Consider the following 18,959-nt stretch of genomic DNA (forward strand, 5'->3'; position numbering starts at 1 on the left):
GCGTGCCGGGTCCGGGCCCGGTCGGGGGTTCAGTCGACCTGGAGGGTGAAGGCGGGGCGGGGCGTCCCGGAGGGGACGACGCCCCCGGCGGTGAGCGCGTAGCGCATGACGTCGGAGAACACCGGTGCGGCGACCTGGCCGCCCTCGGCCGCGCTGGTCGGGCGCTCGAGGTCCACGGCGACGACGTACTGCGGGTCGTCGGCCGGTGCGTAGCCGACGAAGGTGGTGAAGTAGCCGCCGCCGGCGTAGCAGCCGCAGTCGGGGTTGGCGCGCTGCGCGGTGCCGGTCTTGCCGACCACCCGGAAGCCGTCGACCTCGCCCAGCGGCGCGGTGCCGCCCTTGCCGACCACCGCCTCCAGCATGTAGGTCAGCTGGCCGGCGGTGTCCGCGCTGACCACCCGGGTGGCGGCCGGCCGGGGCGCCTCGGTGACCGTGCCGTCGGCGGCGGTGACCGAGGAGACGACCCGCGGCGGGATGCGCACGCCCCCGTTGGCCAGGGTCTGGTACACCGACGCCATCTGCAGCGTGGTCACCGACACGCCCTGCCCGATCGGCACGTTGGCCGCGCGGCTCTCCGTCCAGTCGGCCGAGGGCTCCAGGATGCCGGCGCTCTCCCCGGGCAGCTCGATGCCGGTCTCCGAGCCGATGCCGAAGGCCTGCAGGTACCGCTCCAGGGTGCTGTTGCCGATCTCGCGGGCCAGCATGATCGCGCCGACGTTGCTGGACTTGGCGAGCACGCCGGTGACGGTGAACTTCTTCACGGGGTGGTCGGTGGCGTCGGTGACCACGACGTCGCCGGCCTGGATGTGGCCGGGGACGTCGAGCACGGTGTCCTTGGTGGCCTTGCCCTCCTCGATGGCGGCGGCGGCGGTCACCGCCTTCATCACCGAGCCGGGCTCGTAGACGTCGGAGACCACCGGGTTGCCCAGCAGGTCCGGGTCGGTCTCGTTGTAGCGGCCGGGGTCGTACCCGGGGCAGCCGGCCATCGCGGCGACCTCACCGGTCTGCACGTCCAGCACGACCGCCGACGCCGAGGTGGTGTCGCCGTCGGCGCAGGCCGCGTCCAGCCGCTGCTGCACCACGAACTGCAGGTCCTCGTCCAGGGTGAGCTGCACGGTGCCGCCGTCGGTGGCCGGGGTGGACTCGTCGATGCCCGAGGGGATCTGGTTGCCGCTGCCGTCGACCTCGACCCGCTTCTCGCCGTCGGTGCCGGCCAGCACGTCCTGGTAGGTCTGCTCGATGCCGGCCAGCCCGTCGCCGTCCTTGCCGACGAACCCGACGACCTGCCCGCCGACGGCGCCGGCGGGGTAGAGCCGGACCGGGTCGTCCTCGAACGCGAGCCCGGTCCGGGTGGCCAGCGGCAGCGCCCGGACCTGGTCGGTGACGTCGGTGGCCACCTGGTCGGCCAGCACGACGTACCGGGTGTCACGGGAGAGCTTCTCGACCAGGTCGGCGACCGGCACGTCCAGCAGCGTGGTGAGCGCCAGCGCGGTGCGGGTCGGGTCGGTGACGACGGAGGGGTCGGCGGTGACCCGCTCAGCGTCCACGGAGTAGGCGAGCACGTTGCCGGTCCGGTCGGTGATCTCCCCGCGGACGGCCTCGATCGGGTAGGTGCGCATCCGGTCGTTGGTGGCCGCCTGCGCGTAGGAGGCGCCGTCGACGCCCTGCAGGACGACCAGCCGGCCGACGACGATCACCAGCAGGGCGATCAGGAAGACCAGCCCCCAGCGGTTGCGGGCGTCCCGCTGCAGCATGCCCAGCGGCTGCCGGCGCCGGCTGCCCGCCTCCCGGCGCGGCCGCAGGTCGCCCCGGCCGGCCGGGCCGGTGCCGCGACCGGGGGTGCGCCGCACCCCGCTGGACCGGGAGGGCGGCGGTGGACCTGCTGGCGGCACGGCTCAGTTCCCCGGGGTCGGTGCGGCGGGGTCAGGGACGGCGGGGACGGCGGGCGGCGCCGGCGTGGCGGTGCCCAGCAGCACCGAGCTGCCGTCGGGCTGCAGCACCAGGTGGGCCGCCGCCCCGGGCGGGACCAGGCCGGCGGCGGCGGCGACCCGGGCCAGCTGCGCCGCGGTGTCGGCGGCGATCACCTGCTGCTCCAGCCGGTCGACCACCTCGGCCTGCTCGGCGTTGGCCTGGCGCTGCTGGGTGGCGTCCAGGGAGTCCACCGCGACGGCCGTGTTGAGCAGCAGCAGGCCGAGCACGGTGGTCACCAGCAGACCGACGAGCAGCACCACGAACGGCGCCCGGCGGCGGCCGGTGGCCCGGGCCCGGGCGGGCACCCGGGTGGGCGTGGTGCGGGCCGGTGGCACCAGGCGCAGGTGCGGCCCGGACGCGACCGGCCCGCTGCGCCGGGTCGCGCCGGTGCGTGGCAGGTGCACCGGACCGGTGGTGGCCCGGGAGGTGGGCCGCGGCGTCGTCCGGGCGGTGGTGCGGGCGGCGCCGCGGGCGGCGCGGGCCGACGACGTGCGGGCGGGCTGGGTCACGACGCCCGCCGGACGCGCTCGGCGGCCCGGACCCGCGCCGAGGCGGCCCGCGGGTTGACCGCGAGCTCGTCGTCGCCGGGGGCCTCTCCCCCGCGGGTCACCAGCTTCAGCACCGGGGCGTGCTCGGGCATCGGCACCGGCATCCCCGGCGGGGTCCGGTCGACCGCCTCGGCGGCGAGGGTCTGCTTCACGATGCGGTCCTCGAGGGAGTGGAAGCTGATGACGACGACCCGGCCGCCGACGGCCAGCGCGTCGATGGCCGCGGGCAGCGCCCGGGTCAGCACACCGAGCTCGTCGTTGACCTCGATGCGCAGCGCCTGGAAGGCGCGCTTGGCCGGGTGGCCCCCGGTGCGCCGGGTCGCGGCCGGGATCGACTCGCGGACCAGCTCGGCGAGCCGGGCGGTGCCGGTGAAGGGCTCGCGGGCCCGCTCGCGCTCGATGGCGGAGGCGATCCGGCCGGCGAAGCGCTCCTCGCCGTAGACCCGCAGGACCCGGGTCAGCTCGCCGCGGGAGTAGGTGTTGACCACGTCGGCCGCGGTGAGCGGGCCGGCGGGGTCCATCCGCATGTCCAGCGGGGCGTCGGTGGAGTAGCTGAAGCCGCGGGTGGGCCGGTCCAGCTGCAGCGAGGAGACCCCGAGGTCGAACAGCACGCCCTGGACCTCGCCGACGCCCTGGTCGGCCAGCACGTCGGGCAGCTCGTCGAACACCGCGGGCACGAGGGTGGCCCGGTCGCCGAACCCGGCGGCGGCGATCCGGGCGCCGGCCTCGGCGCGCGCGTCGGGGTCGCGGTCCAGGCCGATCAGCCGGAGGCCGGGGTGGGCGGCGAGCAGGGCCAGGGAGTGCCCGGCCAGGCCGAGCGTGCAGTCGACCAGGACGGCGCCGTCGGCGGCGAGGGCGGGAGCGAGCAGCTCGACCACCCGGTCGAGGAGGACGGGGACGTGCAGCGCGGGCCCATCGGGCTCGGGGCTGCTCATCGACTGCTCCTCGGGGGCTCTGGGTGGCGGTGCGCTCTCCGCGGGGGGTCCGGACGGGCGGGCGGGTGGGGCGGGCCGGGGCGGGTGGGGCGGGGTGGGGATCGTGGTGCGGGGCGGCGCCCGGGTGGGGCGCCTGCCCTGGCCCGCCGCCCCGCAGGGCCCGCCTGGCGCCGGGGAAGCGGTGCCAGGTGGAGCCCTGCGATCGGGCGGTGGGGCGGGCCGGGCGGGTGGACCGGTGGTGCGGCGGGCGTCGAGCCGGGGGGAAGTCGGCTCGCTGCCCGGGTCGGTCGAGCCGCGGGGAAGTCGGCTCGACCGGGGTGGCGCGGGGTGGGGCTGGGTGGTGCTGGTCTCGGTGGTGGGGTCGGGTGGGGAGCTGTCCGCGGGTCAGGACAAGGTCGGCATCCCCTCGCTCTCCATCGCCGCGAAGACGGCCTCCTGCTCGGCCTCGTAGGCGGCCCAGGTGGCGGCGTCCCAGATCTCGAAGCGGGTGTCGACACCGACGACCACGACGTCGCGGTCCAGGCCGGCGTACTCCCGCAGGGTGGCCGGGATGGTGATCCGGCCGGTCTTGTCGGCCTCGACCTCGACCATCGAGCCGAAGCTCATCCGGGCGTGCATCCGGCCGGCGGTGGTGTCCGCGGGCGCCATCTGCTTGAGCGCGGCGCTCTGCTCGGCGACCCGGGCCATGGTGAGGCCGTAGATGCAGCGCTCCTGGCCCTTCTTGATCACCATGCCGCCGGCCACGAGCTCGCGGTAGCGGACAGGGAGGGCGAGCCGGCCCTTCTCGTCGAGCCGCAGGGGGTAGCTGCCGACGAACACCGGATCACCCCCAACATCTGTCCTCCTGTGGTCGTGCGGGGCACCATCCGTGGTCCCTGCCTCCCCATTGCGCGACACAGTAACCCACTGGCCCCCACTGGACACCACTTCTCACCGTGTCGTCCCCGTCCCCCCACCAGCCCCCACCGGACGACGACCGGGCGGGCCTGCGACTGCCGTCCGGCGGGGGCCCGCGCTGCGCTGACCAGTCACCTCCGTCCGGAACCCACGTACCGTGGGACCGGTGACGGAGAGCACGGCCGCGCTGGACGCCGCAGGGACCACCGCCCCCCCGACCTCCGGCGCCGGGGTGCCCGGCCCGGTCGACGGCACGGAGATCGACGTCGCCGCGGAGGGCGCCCGGCTCGCTGCCGCCATCAGCCGCGTGGTGGAGGGCAAGCCCGACGTCGTCCGGCTCGCGCTGGCCGTCCTGCTGGCCGAGGGCCACCTGCTGATCGAGGACGTGCCCGGCGTCGGCAAGACCACCCTGGCCAAGGCACTGGCCAAGTCGATCGACGGCAGCGTGCGGCGCATCCAGTTCACCCCGGACCTGCTGCCCAGCGACGTCACCGGCGTGGCCGTCTACGACCAGGAGTCCCGGGCCTTCGAGTTCAAGCCCGGCGCCGTCTTCGCCAACATCGTGGTCGCCGACGAGATCAACCGGGCCTCGCCGAAGACCCAGTCGGCCCTGCTGGAGTGCATGGAGGAGCGGCAGGTCACCGTCGACGGCGTCACCTACGAGCTGGCCCGGCCGTTCATGGTCGTGGCCACCCAGAACCCGCTGGAGATGGAGGGCACCTACCCCCTCCCGGAGGCCCAGCGGGACCGGTTCACCGCCCGGGTGTCGATGGGCTACCCCGACCGGGACGCCGAGCTGGCCATGCTCGACGAGCGCGCCACCACCGACCCGCTCACCGAGCTGACGCCGGTCACCGACGCCGCGGCCATCCGCCGGCTGGTGGCGGCGGTGGGCCGGCTGCACGTCGCCGAGCCGCTGCGCCGCTACGTCGTCTCGCTGGTCGAGGCCACCCGCCGCTCCCCCGACCTGCGGCTGGGCGCCTCACCGCGGGCCGGGCTGCAGCTGCTCCGCGCCGCCCGCGCCACCGCGGCGCTGGCCGGCCGCGACCACGTCCTGCCCGACGACGTGCAGGCGATGGCCGTGCCGGTGCTCGCCCACCGGCTGCTGCTGACCCCCGACGCCGCTCTCGCCCGGCGGGACACCCAGCGGGTGGTCACCGACCTGCTCGCCACCGTCCCGGTCCACCGCGGCCGCTGAGCCCGGCACCGGAGCCTGCGATGGCACGCACCCGTCTCGGCGACGCCGCCTCCAGCCTCACCCTGCGCGGGCGCTGCCTGGTCGCCGCCGGGCTGACCCTCGGCCTGCTCGGCGCCCTGCTGGGCGAGCGGGCGCTGGTCCAGCTCGCCGTCTTCGTGCTCGCCCTACCGGTGGTGTCCGCGGTGGGGGTGGCGCGCCAGCGGTTCCGGATCGCCACCCGGCGCACCCTGTCGGTCCCCCGGCTGCCCCGCGGCGAGGACGCCGACGTGCTGCTGGAGGTGGCCAACACCGACCGGCGGGCCGGCGGCCTCTGGTTGCTCACCGAGCAGCTGCCCGCCGAGCTGGGCAGCCGGCCGCACTTCGTGGTCGAGCGGCTGGCCAGCGGGGCGACCGCACCCCTGCGCTACCGGCTGCACGGCAGCCGCCGCGGCCGCTTCCCGCTCGGCCCGGTCCGGCTGCGGCTGGTCGACCCCTTCGGGCTGGTGCTGCGCACGGCCGCGGGCAGCGACACCTCCACGCTGCTGGTCACCCCGCGGGTGCAGCCGCTGCAGGGCAGCGGTGCCCTGACCGGCGCCGGGGGCAGCGGGGGCGAGGGCTCCCGCCGGTCGATCGCGGTGCACGGTGAGGACGACGTCAGCACCCGCGAGTACCGCTACGGCGACGACCTGCGGATGGTGCACTGGCGGGCCACCGCGCGCACCGGTGAGCTGATGGTCCGGCTGGAGGAGCGGCCGTGGCGCGCCGCGGCCAGCCTGCTCGTCGACACCCGGCTCTCCGCCCACCTCACCGGCGGCGCCGTCCGCGGCCCGGCCGCCGACCCGGCCGCCCCCACCGACACCCTGGAGTGGGTCGTCGAGGCCGCGGCCAGCATCGGGGTGCACCTGCTCCGCGGCGGCGCCGGGCTCCGGGTGCTCACCGACACCGGCGAGCTCACCCCCTCCCTCGGGCGGGGCCCGCTGGGGCCGGAGGAGCTGCTCGAGCGGCTCGCCGAGCTCAGCGGCTCCCGGGCCACCGGCCTGCAGGCCGGGCTGGACTCCCTCCGCCGGGCCGACGTCGAGGGCCCTGCCATCTGCCTGCTCGGCCTGGTCGGTCCGGAGGACGTGCACGCCCTGGCCCGCATCCGCTCCGGCCCGGGCAGCGACGTCGCCGTGCTGGTCGACGCCGCGGCGTGGCTGGACGCCGGGGCGTCCCGGAGCCGCCGGCCGCTGGCCCCCGCCGCCCGCGCGGAGCTGGTCACCCGCCAGCAGCAGGCGATCGCGCTGCTGCGGTCGGCCGGCTGGCAGGTGGCAGCGGTCCGGCCGGACCAGGGCATCGCGGAGGTGTGGGGCCGGCTGGGTGGGTCGGGCGGCGACTTCGGCGCCGTCGGCAGCCCCGGCGCAGCACCGGTCGGGCAGGTGCCGGCATGAGCTCCACCCCCGACGAGCTGCCCCGCGCTCCCCGCGACCACGCCGGCACCGCCCTCGCGGCCGGCGTCGGCGTGCTGCTCGGCTCGCTCGCCCTCGACCCGGTGTTCGCCGCCCGCAACTGGGTCCCGCCGGTGGTGCTGGCCGTCGCGGCGGTCACCCTCGGCGGGATCGCGCTGCGCGCCGGGTTCTCCCGGCTGCTGGACCAGCGCGGTCCCGGGTCGGCGCTGCTCGGGACGCTCGGCCGGGTCGCCGTCCCGCTGGGCCAGCTGCTGCTGGTGCTGGTCGTGCTCGGCCGGGTGTTCGCCCCCGAGCACCTGCTGTGGGGGCTGCTGCCGACCCCCGGCAGCATCACCGACCTGGCCGGCGTGCTCGCCGACGGCGTGGACGAGATCGCCGAGCAGGCGACCCCGGCCCTGCCGCTCGACGGCCTGGTCGCGCTGACCACGCTGTTCGTCGCGCTGGTCGCGCTCGCCGCCGACCTGCTCGCCGTCCCCGCCCGGCAGCCCGCCCTGGGCGGCCTGGGCCTGCTCGTCCTCTACTGCGTCCCGGTCAGCACGGTCACCGGCAGCGTCGCCTTCCTCTCCTTCGCCGGCCCCGCCTGCGGGTTCGCCGTCCTGCTGTGGGCCGACCAGCGCGGCCGGCTGGTGGACAGCGCGCGCGGCGGCAGCGGCTCCCTGCTGGGCACCGCGACGCTGCCCGCGCTGCGCGCCGGGGCGGTCGCCCTGGTGGCCGGCCTGGTGCTGCCGGTGTTCGTGCCGACCCTCGCCGAGGGCTCGCTGGCCAGCGGGTTCGGCGGGGCCGGCACCGGCAACGGCCTGGGCTCCTCGCTGGACCCGGTCGCCGAGATGGCCGGCCAGCTCAACCGGCCCGAGCCGATGGACCTGCTGCGGCTGCAGGCCTCCGTCGACGACCCGGGCTTCCTGCGCGCGGTCGCCCTGGACGAGTACGGCGACAACGGCTGGCACATGTCCAACCTGGACGGCGAGGAGTCGATCGCCGACGACACGACCCTGGCCCCGCTGCCCGCGGACGTGGTCAGCCGGGAGGTCCGGGCCCGAGTCACCGTCCTGGGGCACGACGACCAGTTCCTGCCGGTGGGCTACGCCCCGCAGCAGGTCGACGTGGCCGGCGACGACGACCGGGCCTGGCGAATCGACCAGGCCGGCACGACGATCTACGGCCGCGACGTCACCACCGGTGGGATCACCTACCAGTTCTCCGCAGAGCAGCCCGACCCGTCGGTCCAGGACCTGGAGGCCGCGCCCGAGCTGGCCGCCGACGACCCGATGCTGCGGTACACCGAGCTGCCGGTCATCGCCACCAGCGTCACCGACCTGGCCGCGAACCTGACCGCGGACGCCGGCACGCCCTACGACCGGGTGCGCGCCGTGCTGTCGCACTTCACCGACCCGGCCAACCGGTTCGTCTACAGCCTGTCCACCGCGCCGGGCACCACCGGGGACGACCTGGTCGACTTCCTCCGCCTCAAGCGCGGCTACTGCGAGCAGTACGCCGGCGCGATGGCGGTGCTGGTGCGGGCCGCCGGCGTCCCGGCCCGGGTCGTGCTGGGCTACACCCCCGGCCAGGTGCAGGAGGACGGCAGCCGGCTGGTGACCACCGACGACGCGCACGCCTGGGTGGAGGCGTGGTTCGCCGGGCTGGGCTGGATCCCCTTCGACCCCACCCCGATCGCCGCCGACCGGGCGGTCACGCTGCCGTGGGCACCGCGCACGGTGATCCCCGCGGACACCACCGCCGAGCCGACCGCGCCGGACGCCGGGGTGCCGGTGCCGGCCGGCCCGACCGCGACCATCGACCGGGACGACCAGTACGTGCCCATCGACGTCGAGGCGCTGCAGGGCGACCGCTCGCTGACCCCGTGGTTCGCCGGGGCCGGCGGGGCCGTCGTCCTGCTCGCGCTGCTGGCCGCGCCGGGCCTGCTGCGCCGGCGCACCCGGCGCCGGCGGCTGGCCGACGGGAGCGCCGGCGCGCTGTGGGAGGAGCTGCTGGCCACCGCGGCCGACCTCCGCGTCGACGTGCCGGTCACCGGCACCACCCGCCAGGTCGCCCGCGACCTGGCCGAGCGGCTGGCCGGCAGCGAGCCGGCGGCGGTCCCGGCGGTGCGCTCGCTCGCCCTCGCCCAGGAGCGCGCCGTCTACGGCCGGCCGACGGGCACCGGCCCGGACCCCGAGTCGGCGACCGCGCTGCGCACCGTCCGGCGGGCGCTGCTGCGCCGGGCGACCCGCGCCCAGCGGCTGCGGGCGGCCGGGTGGCCGGCCTCGACGCTGGCCGACGTGACCGGCTGGCTGTCGGCCCACACCCCCCGGCGGCTCCGCGCCGCCTGAACAAGGTGGAAGGACCCCCTTGCCCCCACCCTTCGCGAGCTCAGGGCGGGGCCCTGCAAGGGGGCCGGGGGCGGGCCCTGCACGGGTTGACGCTGGGGGCCTGCACTGGGGCCGTACGTCGCCTGGGACGACAGCAGCCGCCGTCCTGGGGACGGCGGCTGCTGGAGGAGGTGGGGGCTACTGGTCGTAGCGGCGGCGGAAGCGCTCCTCGAGGCGGTTCTTCAGCGGCTGGCGGCGGGCCTTGGGGCCCTTGCCCGCGGCGGTGCTGCCCCCGGTCGGGCCGGGCGCCGCACCGGGCTGGACGGCGCCGGTCGCGTTCTTGTAGTTGAGGATGCCCAGGACGGCCCCGCCGAACATGACCAGGAAGCCCAGCACGCCCAGCGGCCAGAACTCCAACGCCCCGATGACCAGGACTATCAGGCCCACGAGGACCAGGCCGATGCCGATCTGGAGCTTCCGCCGGGCCTTCTGACGGCGGTCGCCGGTACGTACCGTCGAAGCGAACTTCGGGTCGTCGTCGACGAGGGCACGCTCGATCTGCTCCAGCAGACGCTGCTCGTGCTCGGAGAGCGGCACGTCGACCTCCAGGTGCGCAGTGCTTCACAGCCACCGGCGGCAGTCCGCCCGCGGTGACACCGAGGATACGAGCCGATTGCAGGCGGCGAAAGGCGAGTCGTCGCCGACACACCCGTCGGAGCTGTCGCCCACCCCACAGCGCCGCCCGCCGGGGTGCGGACGGGGCTCAGCGACCGGTGCCCGGCGGGGGTCGGCGGCGGCTGGGACCCGCTCCGGGGACGTGCGTCCGGGTGATCAGCGTGGCCGGCCGGACCGCGCCCGCGCCGAACCGGCGGGCCGCCCGGTCGGCGGCCAGCTCGGCGTCCCGCCGGCCGTGCTCCCGCGCACCCAGCTCGAGCTGCCGGGCGGTCGCGGCGGCCTCCACCAGCCCCTCGGCCCGGACGCCGACCAGCCGGATCCGCGCCCGGTCCAGCCCCAGGGCGTCGAACAGCGCCCGGGCGGTGTCGTAGAGCTCCTGGCCGACGTCGGTGGGGACCTTGAGGGTGCGCGAGCGGGTGATCGTGGTGAAGTCGGCGAAGCGCACCTTGATGCTGACCGTGCGGGTGAGGTGGCCGGTCGAGCGCAGCCGCCCCGCCGTCCGCTCGGCCAGGTGCAGCAGCTCCCGGTGGATGACCGCCGGGTCGTCGACGTCGGTGCCGAACGTCTCCTCCGCGCCGGTCGAGCGGTCGGGCTCGTCGGGCACCACCCGGCGCGGGTCGCGGCCCCACGCCAGCTCGTGCAGGTGCGCCCCGGCGGCCTGACCCACCGCGCGCTGCAGGGTCCGCGCCGGCACGTGCGCCAGGTCGCCCACGGTGCGCAGCCCCAGCCGCAGCAGCACCTCCTCGGTCTTGGCGCCGACGCCCCACAGCGCACCGACCGGCAGCGGGTGCAGGAAGTCCATGACCTCGGCCGGGCGGACGACCAGCAGCCCGTCGGGCTTGGACCGGGTGGAGGCCAGCTTGGCGACGAACTTGCTGCCGGCCACCCCCACCGAGCAGGTGATGCCCTGCTCGTCGAAGACCCGGCCGCGGATGTACTCGCCGATCGCGACCGGGTCGCCCAGCCGTCGGCCCGCACCGGAGACGTCGAGGAACGCCTCGTCCAGGCTGAGCGGCTCGACCAGCGGGGTGATCGAGCGGAACAGCGCCATGACCGAGCGCGAGACCTCGGCGTAGAGGGCCATGTCGCCCGGGAGCACGGTGGCCGTCGGGCACAGCCGCAGGGCCCGGGAGGTCGGCATGGCGCTGTGCACCCCGTACCGGCGGGCCTCGTAGGTGGCTGAGGTGACGACCCCGCGGTTGCCCGCACCGCCGACGATCACCGGGGTGCCGGCCAGCTCGGGGTGCCGGCGCACCTCCACGCTGGCGAAGAAGGCGTCCATGTCGACGTGCAGCACCGTGCAACCGGTAGCGCGATCGGACACCTGGCACCCCTACAACTTGTGGTCGAACACGTGTTCGAGAGGGTAGCCGATCAACCGCCGTCGACACGCGCCGACAGGCGCTGCAGGTCGGTCCCGAGCCCACCTCGTGCCCGGGCGACCCGGCGGGAGGAGGTGCGGACCGGGCTCGCCGGGGTGCGCAGCACGGTCCCGCCGCCGAGCAGGACGGCACCGACCAGGCCGTGGTCCTCGCTCACCACCAGCGGCGGGAACCCCCCGGCACGCAGGTAGGCGCTGCCCCGGACGCCCAGGTTGGCGCCGTGCACGTGCGGGTGGACCGCACCCGGCCCCCCGGCGCGCCAGGCGTCGTAGCCGGCGGTGAAGGCGGCGACGGCCTCGGGGGTGAACCCGGTCCAGTCGTCGACCACCACCGTGCCGGCCAGCGCGTCGACGCCGGACTCGGCCGCGGTGCGCTGCACCGCCAGCCAGTCGACCGGCACCCGGCTGTCGGCGTCGGTGCTGGCCAGCCACACCCGGTCGGCCGGGACCCAGGCCCGGGCGGCCCGGGCCAGCAGGGCCAGCGCACCCCGGTGCCGGGCCGGCACCACCACGCCCAGCAGGTCGACGCCGCTCACCACAGCTGCTCGGCGGCGGCCACGGACGCCGCCCGGACGTCGCCCGGCTCCGCGGCCACCCAGCAGTCCAGCAGCAGGTCCGGCTCCTCGTGCGCGGCGACGCGCGGCCAGGGCAGCGCCGCCCGCAGCGCGCGGTGGACGGCGTCGCCGGTCTGCGGGTAGTCCGCGACCGGGTGCCGCCAGTGGACGGCGAGCAGCGTCCCGCCGGGCCGGACCGCGGCGCGGGCCTGGGCCAGGAACCGCGCCAGGTCCGGCTCGTCCAGGTAGTACAGGACCTCGGAGAGCACCAGCAGGTCCACCTCCGGCAGCGCCCGGTCCGGGACGACGGCCTGCTCGATCCGCACGTGCGCCGCAGCCGCGACCCGGTCGGCGGCCCGGGCGACCGCCGCCGCGCTCGCGTCCCAGCCGGCGAGCCGGTCGCACCGCTCCGCCAGCCGGGCGGTGAGCTCGCCGACCGAGCAGCCGACCTCGAGCCCGTCGGCGTAGCGCTCGCGCGGGAGCACCGCGGTCGTGAGGGCGTACTTGCGCCGCTCGTACCACCGGGAGCGCATCGACCAGGGATCGTCGGCGGCGGCGTACACGGCGTCGAAGTAGGAGGTCGGCAGGGTCACCGGAACAGGACCTCCCGGTCGCGGTCGAAGTGGGCGAGCACGTCCGGGGGCAGCACCGCCCGGTCGGCGGGCGCCGGCCCCAGCGGCCGGACCTGGCTGCCGAAGCAGGCCACCGCGGCACGCTTGGCCGCCTGCACCGGCGCCGGCAGCGCGACCGTGCGTGCGGTGGCCCAGGGCACCCGCGCGTCCCCGGGGGTCGCCCAGTGCCAGGCCCACACGAGGTACTGCCAGACCGGGGTGCCCGACGCCGAGCCGGCGGCCACGGCGGCCCGGCCGACCGCCTCGTGGTCGGGGTGCGCGTCCCCCGTCCACGGCGCCAGGACGGCGTCGCAGCCGCGCACCGCGTCGGCCAGGAGCGCGGTCAGCTCCGGTTCCCGGCCGGCCAGGCCCGAGTCCGGCAGGCCGAGCCGGACGACCCGCGCGGGGACCCCCAGGGCGGCCAGCGCCGCGGCGGTCTCGGCCGTCCGCACCCCGGCCAGCTGGGTCGGCGTCAGGACCGTGCTGCCGGGGTGGCTGCCCTCGCCGTCGGTGACCGCGACCAGGTCGACCTGCACCCCGGCCGTGGCGAGCAGCGCGAGCACCCCGCCGACGCCGAGGACCTCGTCGTCGGGGTGGGCGGCGCAGACCGCGACCCGGGTCCACGCCGGGTCCGGCGTCCAGACCGGCCAGTCGACGCCGGGCAGCCACGCGGCCCAGCGCTCCTCCGCGGTGCCCGGCGCGGCGATCCGGTCCTCGGCGGCGGTCACCGGGGCGCCCGCTGCCGGAGCAGCGCACCGAGGGCGGCGTCGTCCCGGCTGCCGTGGTGCTGGCGCAGGTAGACGGTGAGGTCGGCGACCCGGGTGGCGTGCCCGGCGTCGTGGGCCAGCGGGCCGGCGCCGAGCGCGCGCCCGACGACGCCCAGCACCTCCTCCCCGGCCCGGGCGGCGAGCCCGCGCACCCGGTGGGCCCGGAGCTGCGCGTCCCCGGCGTCGTCCCGGGGGTCGGCGTCGACCTCGGCCGCGGCGACCTGCAGTGCTGCCTCGACCCCGGCGAGGGCCAGGTCGGCGGCACCCAGGGCGGCGTCGCGCAGCGGGTCGGCCCCGCGCTGCACGGCGACGTCGGTGAGCGTCGCCGCCACGCCGCGGGCGCCCCCGACCCACACGGCGGCCACGCCGATCCCGCCGTGCCAGAAGCCCGGCCGGTCCAGGTAGGCCCGCGGACCGCCGACCGGCCGGGCGGGGACGTCGACCAGCAGGACGTCGGCGGTGTCGCTGCCGGCCATGCCCGCGCCCACCCAGGCGCCCGGGTCCACCCGCACCCCGGGGTGGGCCAGGTCGACCAGGAAGAGCCGCCGCCCGTCGTCCGCGGTGGCGGTGACCAGCGCGGCGGTGAGCGCGCGGGCTCCCGAGCACCACTGCTTGCGTCCGGAGAGCCGCCAGCCGCGCGCGGTCCGCACCGCGGTGACCTCCCCGCCCGGTGGTTCGGCGGCCCACACCCCCAGCCGCTGGCCGGCCGCCACGGGCGGCCCGTCGAGCTCGGCCAGCACGGCGACCGCGTCGGCGTGGCCCTCGACCAGCCGGGCGAGCGCCAGGTCCTGCTCGCCGACCGCGGCCAGCGCCCGCCACCGGGCCAGCGTCGCGCCCGCCCCGGGGAGCGGCACCGACCAGCCCGCGGTGACCAGGTCGCGGAAGGCCGCGGCCGTCGCCGTCACCGCCTCGTCGACCGGTCCGACCTGCGGTCCGCCGGCCTCGAGTGCGCTCATCACCGCGGACCATGCCACATCCGGTTGTGGGCCACCGAGATGTGCGCCCCCCTGAGGTGTGGGGAGTCGATCATCGCGGTAGAACTGCCCCAGGTGGTCTCCGTCCGGTGGCCACGACGACGACGATCGGAGGAGCCATGGCGCTCGACGACGACGACATGACCAGCACCGAGGGCCCCGCGGACTCGGGTGCGGGCGAGGGCACGCCCGGCCAGCACGACGGTGGAGCAGACGGCGGCGCCGACGGCGGTGCCGATGGTGGCGCGGACGGCGGTGCCGATGGTGGCGCGGACGGCGGTGCCGATGGTGGCGCCGACGGCGGTGCCGACGGTGGCGCTGACGGTGGCGCGGACGGCGGTGCCGACGGTGGCGCCGAGGGCCCGGCCGACTCCGGGGCCGGTGGCGGTACGCCCGGTCAGCACGACGGCGGCGCGGACGGCTCGGCCTGAGCGTGCCTGACCCGGAACGGCAGGACCGGGCGTCGTCCTCCACCTCGGAGGGCGGCGCCCGTCCCGCGCTGAGCCGCTGCATCCGCGTCGACCCCGAGGTCTTCGCCGCCGAGCACTGGGCCCGGCGCCCGCTGCTGTCCACCGCCGAGCAGCTCGGGAGCACCTTCACCGACCTGCTGACCCTGGACGCGGTCGACGAGCTGCTGAGCACCCGCGGGCTGCGCACGCCGTTCCTCCGCATCGCCAAGGACGGCGCCGTCGTCGACACCAAGCGCTTCACCAGCCCCCAGGGCGCGGGCGCCGAGGTCGCCGACCAGGTGTCCTCCGACGCGGTGCTCCGGCTCTTCGCCGACGGCAGCACCGTCGTGCTGCAGGGGCTGCACCGGCTGTGGCCGCCGCTGATCGCGTTCGCCGGCCAGCTCGCCGCCGACCTCGGGCACCCCACCCAGGTCAACGCCTACATCACCCCGCCGTCCTCGCGCGGGTTCTCCCCGCACTACGACGTGCACGACGTCTTCGTGCTGCAGGTCGCCGGCGAGAAGCACTGGACGATCCACGAGCCGTTGCTCGCCGACCCGCTGCGCACCCACCCGTGGGCCGACCGGGCCGCGGAGGTCGCCGCCGCCGCCGAGCGCGCGCCGGTGATCGACACCGTGCTGCGCCCCGGCGACGCCCTCTACCTGCCGCGCGGCTACATCCACTCGGCGGTCGCGCTCGGCGAGATCAGCGCCCACCTCACCGTCGGGGTCCACTCGGTGACCCGGTGGGGCGCGGTCGAGTCCGCGCTGGACCTGGTCCGCACCCTCGCCGCCGACGACCCCGCGCTGCGCGGTTCGCTGCCGCTCGGCGTCGACCTCGCCGATCCCGCGGCCACCGCCGATGACGTCGCGGCCGTGCTCACCGGTCTGCACCGCTGGCTGGACCAGGTCGACCCGGCCGCCGTCGCCGACTCGCTGCGGGCCCGGACCTGGGCCCAGGTGCGCCCGGCCCCGGTGTCGCCGCTGGCCCAGTCCAGCGCCCTCACCGCCCTGGACGCCGACTCCGTGCTGCAGGTGCGCCCGCTGCTCCGGGTCAAGCTGCACGACCCGGTCGGGGGCCGGGTGGCGCTGGTCGCCGGCCGCCGCACGCACGACCTCCCGGCCGCCACCCACCCGGCGCTGGCCGCGCTGCTGGCCGCGGGCGAGCTGAAGGTCGGCGACCTGCCCGGGCTGGACGCCGACGAGCGGCTCACGCTGGCCCGCCGGCTGGTGACCGAGGCGATCGCGGTCGTCCCGGACGCCCGCCCCGCGGGCGGCGGGCACGATGGAGACCGTGGCGGCCATCCCGGACGGTGACCCGGCGGGCCGGGACGGCTCGACCGGACCCGAGTTCTGCCGCGACGCCGAGACGCCCGCGCCCCGCTCGACCCCCGTCGGCCGGCTGGACCCGGCGCGTTGCTCGGTCCAGGCCCTGGTGCGCGGCGACTCCGGTCTCGCCACCGCTCCCCCGGCACGGCGCTGGCTGCTGGTCGAGCAGCCGGGGCCGTGGGGGCGGGACGCGCTGCTGGAGTCCCGGTTCGACCGGCGGGTGGCGTCCCGGCTGGCCGCCCGGGCCCGGGAGCTGGGGCTGCGGATCCAGATGGTGCGGCGGGCGGGGGGCCGGCTGGCGGAGTCCGGCCGGCGCTGGGCGGTCGCGGACACCACCCCCGGGGTGGAAACCATCTGGTGGTCCACCCGGGAGTCCGACGCCGACCTGCTGCAGCTGCCGTGGGACGGGTCGGCCGGCACGCCGTCGCAGGCACCGACGTACCTGGTGTGCACGCACGGCGCGCACGACGTCTGCTGCGCCGTCCGCGGCCGCCCGCTCACCCGCACGCTGGAGGCCACCGGGGAGGCCGCCGACGTGTGGGAGACCAGCCACCTCGGCGGGTGCCGGTTCGCGGCCAACGTCGTCGTGCTGCCCTCCGGGCTCTACTACGGGCAGGTGCCCGAGGACGGCGGCGGGCTGGTCGCGGCCTCCGCTGCCGGCCAGGTGGTGCTGCCGCTGCTGCGCGGGCGGGCCGGGCTCGTCCCGGCGGCCCAGGCGGCGCAGCACGCTGCCCGCCGGGAGCTCGGCCTGCTCGGCGTCCGCGACCTGCCGGTGCGGCGGGTCCAGGCGCTGCCGGCACCGGCGCCCGGCGTGGACCGCTTCGACGTCGTGCTCACCGGCCCGGACGGGGACGTGGTCGTCACCGTCGAGAGCCGGCTGTCCGGCACCGCGGAGCGGCTGACCTGCTCCGCGGCGTCGCCGGGCCACTGGCGCAGCTGGCACGCGCCGGCGCTGCGGGTCATCGCCCCGGTCTGAGCCCCGGCCCGGACCCTGGTCCGGGCCTCAGGCCAGCGCGCGGCCGCGGGCGGCGAGCAGCGGGACGGCCAGCTCGGCCGAGGTGAGCGAGCCGTGGAAGGCCGCGAGCAGCGAGGTGTGCGGCTCGCTCGCCAGGTCGGTGAACGCCCAGCTGCTGCGGGCCAGCGCGACCACGTCGCCGATCCGGTCGGCCAGCTGCTCCTGGACGTCGCCGAATACGCCGCTGGCGATCGCCTCCGCCCGGCTGACCACCCAGGCGCGGTGCCCGAGCACCGACCGCCAGGTGGCGAGGACGTCGTCCGCGGCGCCGGGCTCGGTGTGCAGGTACCGGGCGCGGGGCTCGCCGGTGACCAGCCGCACGCCGTCGGTCAGGCCGGGCTCCTCCCCCACGTCCAGCCGGGTGGAGGCCGGCACGTCGACCATGCCGTGGTCGGCGGTGACCAGCAGGACGGCGTCGTCGGGCAGCCCGGCGGCGAGCTGCTCGACCATCCGGTCGACGACGCCGAGCTGGTGCCGCCAGCTGGCGGAGTCGACCCCGCGGACGTGCCCGGTGAGGTCGAGCTCGGCGGTGTAGCCGTAGACCAGGCTGCGGTCGCCGGCGGCCAGCGCGGCGTGCACGACGCCCACCAGGTCGCCGGGGCTGTAGGCGTTGGCGTAGTCGGCGCCGCGGTAGGCGGCCCGGGTGAGCCCGGAGCGGGCGAAGGAGTGCGGCCCGACCGCGGTGCAGGTGACGCCGTGCGCGGTGGCCTGCTCGAAGACCGTCGGCTGGGCCTGCCACTGCAGCGGGTCGGGGTCGTCCCGCCAGTGGACGTGGTTGAGGGTGCGGCCCTCGCCGGGCACCTCGGTGACGAAGCCGAGCACGCCGTGCCCGCCCGGCGGGAGCCCGGTGCCCAGCGTGGTGAGGCTGACCGGGGTGGTGCTCGGGCACGGCGCGGACAGCACGCCGGCCGGGGTGCCGAGCGCGTTGAGCACCGGGGCCTCGTCGGGGTGCGCGGCGAGCAGCTCGGCGCCCAGCCCGTCGACCAGCAGGACGGCGACCCGCCGGGCGCCGCCCAGGGCCGGGGTCAGGTCCAGCGGGTCGGCCGGCAGGTCGCCGCGGCGGACCGGCACCCCGAGCGCGGTGGCGACGCTGGGCAGCACGTCGGCGAGGGTGCGGGCGCCGTAGGCGGGGACCGCGAGGTCGTCGGGTGGGACCGTCACGGCCGGGTGGCCAGCACGTGCAGCCCGGTCGCGACGTCGCGGTAGGGCGACGTGGTCGCCAGCGAGAGCTCCAGGGCGCGCAGCGCGTCGGCGTCGGCACCGGTGGAGGCGCCGAGCAGGTCGGTGACGACGGAGACCCCGCGCCACTCCCCCGGCTCCAGGCCGGCGCCGGCGAGCAGGCCGATCAGCTCCTCGGGGCCGAACCGGCGGCGGGCCGGGCCGCCGCGGGCCGGGGCCGGGTCCTGCCCGGTGAGCAGGGCGCGGGCCTCCACCGGGTGGCCGCCGACGGCGCGGGCGAGCACGGCGCCGGCCCGGTTCGCCGAGGCGGTGGAGAGCAGGCCGCCGGGGCGCAGGACACCGGCGACCTGCTGCAGCGTGCTGGCCGGGTCGTCGACGACCTCGAGGACGAAGTGGCAGAGCACCAGGTCGAACAGGTCGGCCGAGGGCAGCGCGGTGAGCATCCGGTCGCCGTCGCCCTGCACGCCGCGGACCCGCTCGCCGACCCCGGCGGTCGCGGCCCGCCGGTGCAGGGTGGCCAGCGCGTCGGCGCTGGGGTCGACCACGGTGACGTGGTGGCCCAGCTCGGCCAGCGGCACGGCGAACATCCCGCTGCCGCCACCGACGTCGAGCACCTGCAGCGGGGCACCGGTGGTGACCACGGGGTCGAGCGCGGCCCAGATCGCGGCCGTGCGGGCAGGTGCCTGGGCGACGGCTGCGGGCGGGGTGGGCGGCACGAGCGGAGCCTAGTGGCGCGCCCCGGGCACC

General features: G+C 77.4%; 18 protein-coding genes. 5 read left to right on the top strand and 13 right to left on the bottom strand.

Annotated features, from left to right (window positions below; translation table 11 throughout):
* Nucleotides 1-29: 29 nt before the first annotated feature.
* The 4 genes from MODMU_RS16510 to mraZ form a co-directional block, all read right to left on the bottom strand.
* Nucleotides 30-1,850 carry a peptidoglycan D,D-transpeptidase FtsI family protein gene (locus MODMU_RS16510; protein WP_014741457.1) on the bottom strand — a complete coding sequence of 607 codons (1,821 nt, stop codon included), beginning with the start codon at nucleotides 1,848-1,850 and terminating at the stop codon, nucleotides 30-32.
* 45 nt (nucleotides 1,851-1,895) lie between these two features.
* Nucleotides 1,896-2,480, bottom strand: coding sequence for a cell division protein FtsL (gene ftsL, locus MODMU_RS27160; protein ID WP_014741458.1), 585 nt, complete (start codon nucleotides 2,478-2,480; stop codon nucleotides 1,896-1,898).
* Entirely contained in the window at nucleotides 2,477-3,454 is a 978-nt protein-coding gene (gene rsmH, locus MODMU_RS16520) for a 16S rRNA (cytosine(1402)-N(4))-methyltransferase RsmH (RefSeq protein ID WP_014741459.1), read from the bottom strand. Before rsmH ends, ftsL begins: the two co-directional genes overlap by 4 nt.
* 384 nt (nucleotides 3,455-3,838) lie before the next feature.
* On the bottom strand, nucleotides 3,839-4,273 hold the full coding sequence (mraZ, locus tag MODMU_RS16525) for a division/cell wall cluster transcriptional repressor MraZ (protein ID WP_014741460.1): 435 nt from the start codon (nucleotides 4,271-4,273) through the stop codon (nucleotides 3,839-3,841).
* A gap of 244 nt (nucleotides 4,274-4,517) precedes the next feature.
* On the opposite strand from mraZ, the gene MODMU_RS16530 reads away from it, so the two are divergent.
* Genes MODMU_RS16530 through MODMU_RS16540 form a run of 3 tightly spaced genes read left to right on the top strand, consistent with a single transcriptional unit; the run spans nucleotide 4,518 to nucleotide 9,300 of the window.
* Nucleotides 4,518-5,549 (top strand): AAA family ATPase, encoded by a 1,032-nt coding sequence (locus MODMU_RS16530; RefSeq protein ID WP_014741461.1) that lies wholly within the window; start codon nucleotides 4,518-4,520, stop codon nucleotides 5,547-5,549.
* A 20-nt stretch (nucleotides 5,550-5,569) separates the two neighbouring features.
* The gene (locus MODMU_RS16535; RefSeq protein ID WP_014741462.1) at nucleotides 5,570-6,955 is read left to right on the top strand and encodes a DUF58 domain-containing protein; all 1,386 of its coding nucleotides are present in this window, start codon (nucleotides 5,570-5,572) and stop codon (nucleotides 6,953-6,955) included.
* Complete coding sequence (locus MODMU_RS16540; protein ID WP_014741463.1) at nucleotides 6,952-9,300, top strand: transglutaminase TgpA family protein; 2,349 nt, start codon at nucleotides 6,952-6,954, stop codon at nucleotides 9,298-9,300. Before MODMU_RS16535 ends, MODMU_RS16540 begins: the two co-directional genes overlap by 4 nt.
* Nucleotides 9,301-9,477: 177 nt before the next feature.
* On the opposite strand, the gene MODMU_RS16545 is transcribed toward MODMU_RS16540, so the two are convergent.
* The 7 genes from MODMU_RS16545 to MODMU_RS28905 form a co-directional block, all read right to left on the bottom strand.
* Nucleotides 9,478-9,876 carry a DUF3040 domain-containing protein gene (locus tag MODMU_RS16545; protein ID WP_014741464.1) on the bottom strand — a complete coding sequence of 133 codons (399 nt, stop codon included), beginning with the start codon at nucleotides 9,874-9,876 and terminating at the stop codon, nucleotides 9,478-9,480.
* 166 nt (nucleotides 9,877-10,042) lie between these two features.
* Nucleotides 10,043-11,251: a DNA polymerase IV gene (gene dinB / locus MODMU_RS16550; RefSeq protein ID WP_231851652.1), complete on the bottom strand. Its 1,209-nt coding sequence runs from the start codon at nucleotides 11,249-11,251 to the stop codon at nucleotides 10,043-10,045.
* A gap of 77 nt (nucleotides 11,252-11,328) precedes the next feature.
* A complete protein-coding gene (locus MODMU_RS16555) occupies nucleotides 11,329-11,871 on the bottom strand; it encodes a glycosyltransferase family protein (protein ID WP_014741466.1) in 543 nt (180 codons plus the stop codon).
* Nucleotides 11,868-12,482: an SAM-dependent methyltransferase gene (locus MODMU_RS16560; RefSeq protein WP_014741467.1), complete on the bottom strand. Its 615-nt coding sequence runs from the start codon at nucleotides 12,480-12,482 to the stop codon at nucleotides 11,868-11,870. The genes MODMU_RS16555 and MODMU_RS16560 overlap by 4 nt, the downstream gene beginning before the upstream one ends.
* Nucleotides 12,479-13,228: a PIG-L deacetylase family protein gene (locus MODMU_RS29615; RefSeq protein ID WP_014741468.1), complete on the bottom strand. Its 750-nt coding sequence runs from the start codon at nucleotides 13,226-13,228 to the stop codon at nucleotides 12,479-12,481. The genes MODMU_RS16560 and MODMU_RS29615 overlap by 4 nt, the downstream gene beginning before the upstream one ends.
* Nucleotides 13,225-14,223, bottom strand: a complete 999-nt coding sequence (locus tag MODMU_RS29620; RefSeq protein ID WP_014741469.1) for an acyl-CoA dehydrogenase family protein — start codon at nucleotides 14,221-14,223, stop codon at nucleotides 13,225-13,227. The genes MODMU_RS29615 and MODMU_RS29620 overlap by 4 nt, the downstream gene beginning before the upstream one ends.
* Entirely contained in the window at nucleotides 14,223-14,645 is a 423-nt protein-coding gene (locus MODMU_RS28905) for a hypothetical protein (protein WP_014741470.1), read from the bottom strand. Before MODMU_RS28905 ends, MODMU_RS29620 begins: the two co-directional genes overlap by 1 nt.
* Before the next feature lie 29 nt (nucleotides 14,646-14,674).
* Here MODMU_RS28905 and MODMU_RS16580 point away from each other — a divergent pair, with 29 nt between their 5' ends.
* Both MODMU_RS16580 and MODMU_RS16585 read left to right on the top strand, forming a co-directional pair.
* Nucleotides 14,675-16,006 (top strand): cupin domain-containing protein, encoded by a 1,332-nt coding sequence (locus MODMU_RS16580; protein WP_014741471.1) that lies wholly within the window; start codon nucleotides 14,675-14,677, stop codon nucleotides 16,004-16,006.
* Nucleotides 15,975-16,994 (top strand): sucrase ferredoxin, encoded by a 1,020-nt coding sequence (locus tag MODMU_RS16585; RefSeq protein WP_014741472.1) that lies wholly within the window; start codon nucleotides 15,975-15,977, stop codon nucleotides 16,992-16,994. The genes MODMU_RS16580 and MODMU_RS16585 overlap by 32 nt, the downstream gene beginning before the upstream one ends.
* A gap of 27 nt (nucleotides 16,995-17,021) precedes the next feature.
* Here MODMU_RS16585 and MODMU_RS16590 read toward each other — a convergent pair whose 3' ends face one another.
* Complete coding sequence (locus tag MODMU_RS16590) at nucleotides 17,022-18,194, bottom strand: alkaline phosphatase family protein (protein ID WP_014741473.1); 1,173 nt, start codon at nucleotides 18,192-18,194, stop codon at nucleotides 17,022-17,024.
* On the bottom strand, nucleotides 18,191-18,928 hold the full coding sequence (locus MODMU_RS16595; protein WP_014741474.1) for a methyltransferase domain-containing protein: 738 nt from the start codon (nucleotides 18,926-18,928) through the stop codon (nucleotides 18,191-18,193). Before MODMU_RS16595 ends, MODMU_RS16590 begins: the two co-directional genes overlap by 4 nt.
* Nucleotides 18,929-18,959 lie beyond the last annotated feature (31 nt).

This window comes from Modestobacter italicus (genome assembly GCF_000306785.1).
In the GTDB taxonomy this organism is placed as follows: Bacteria; Actinomycetota; Actinomycetes; order Mycobacteriales; family Geodermatophilaceae; genus Modestobacter; species Modestobacter italicus.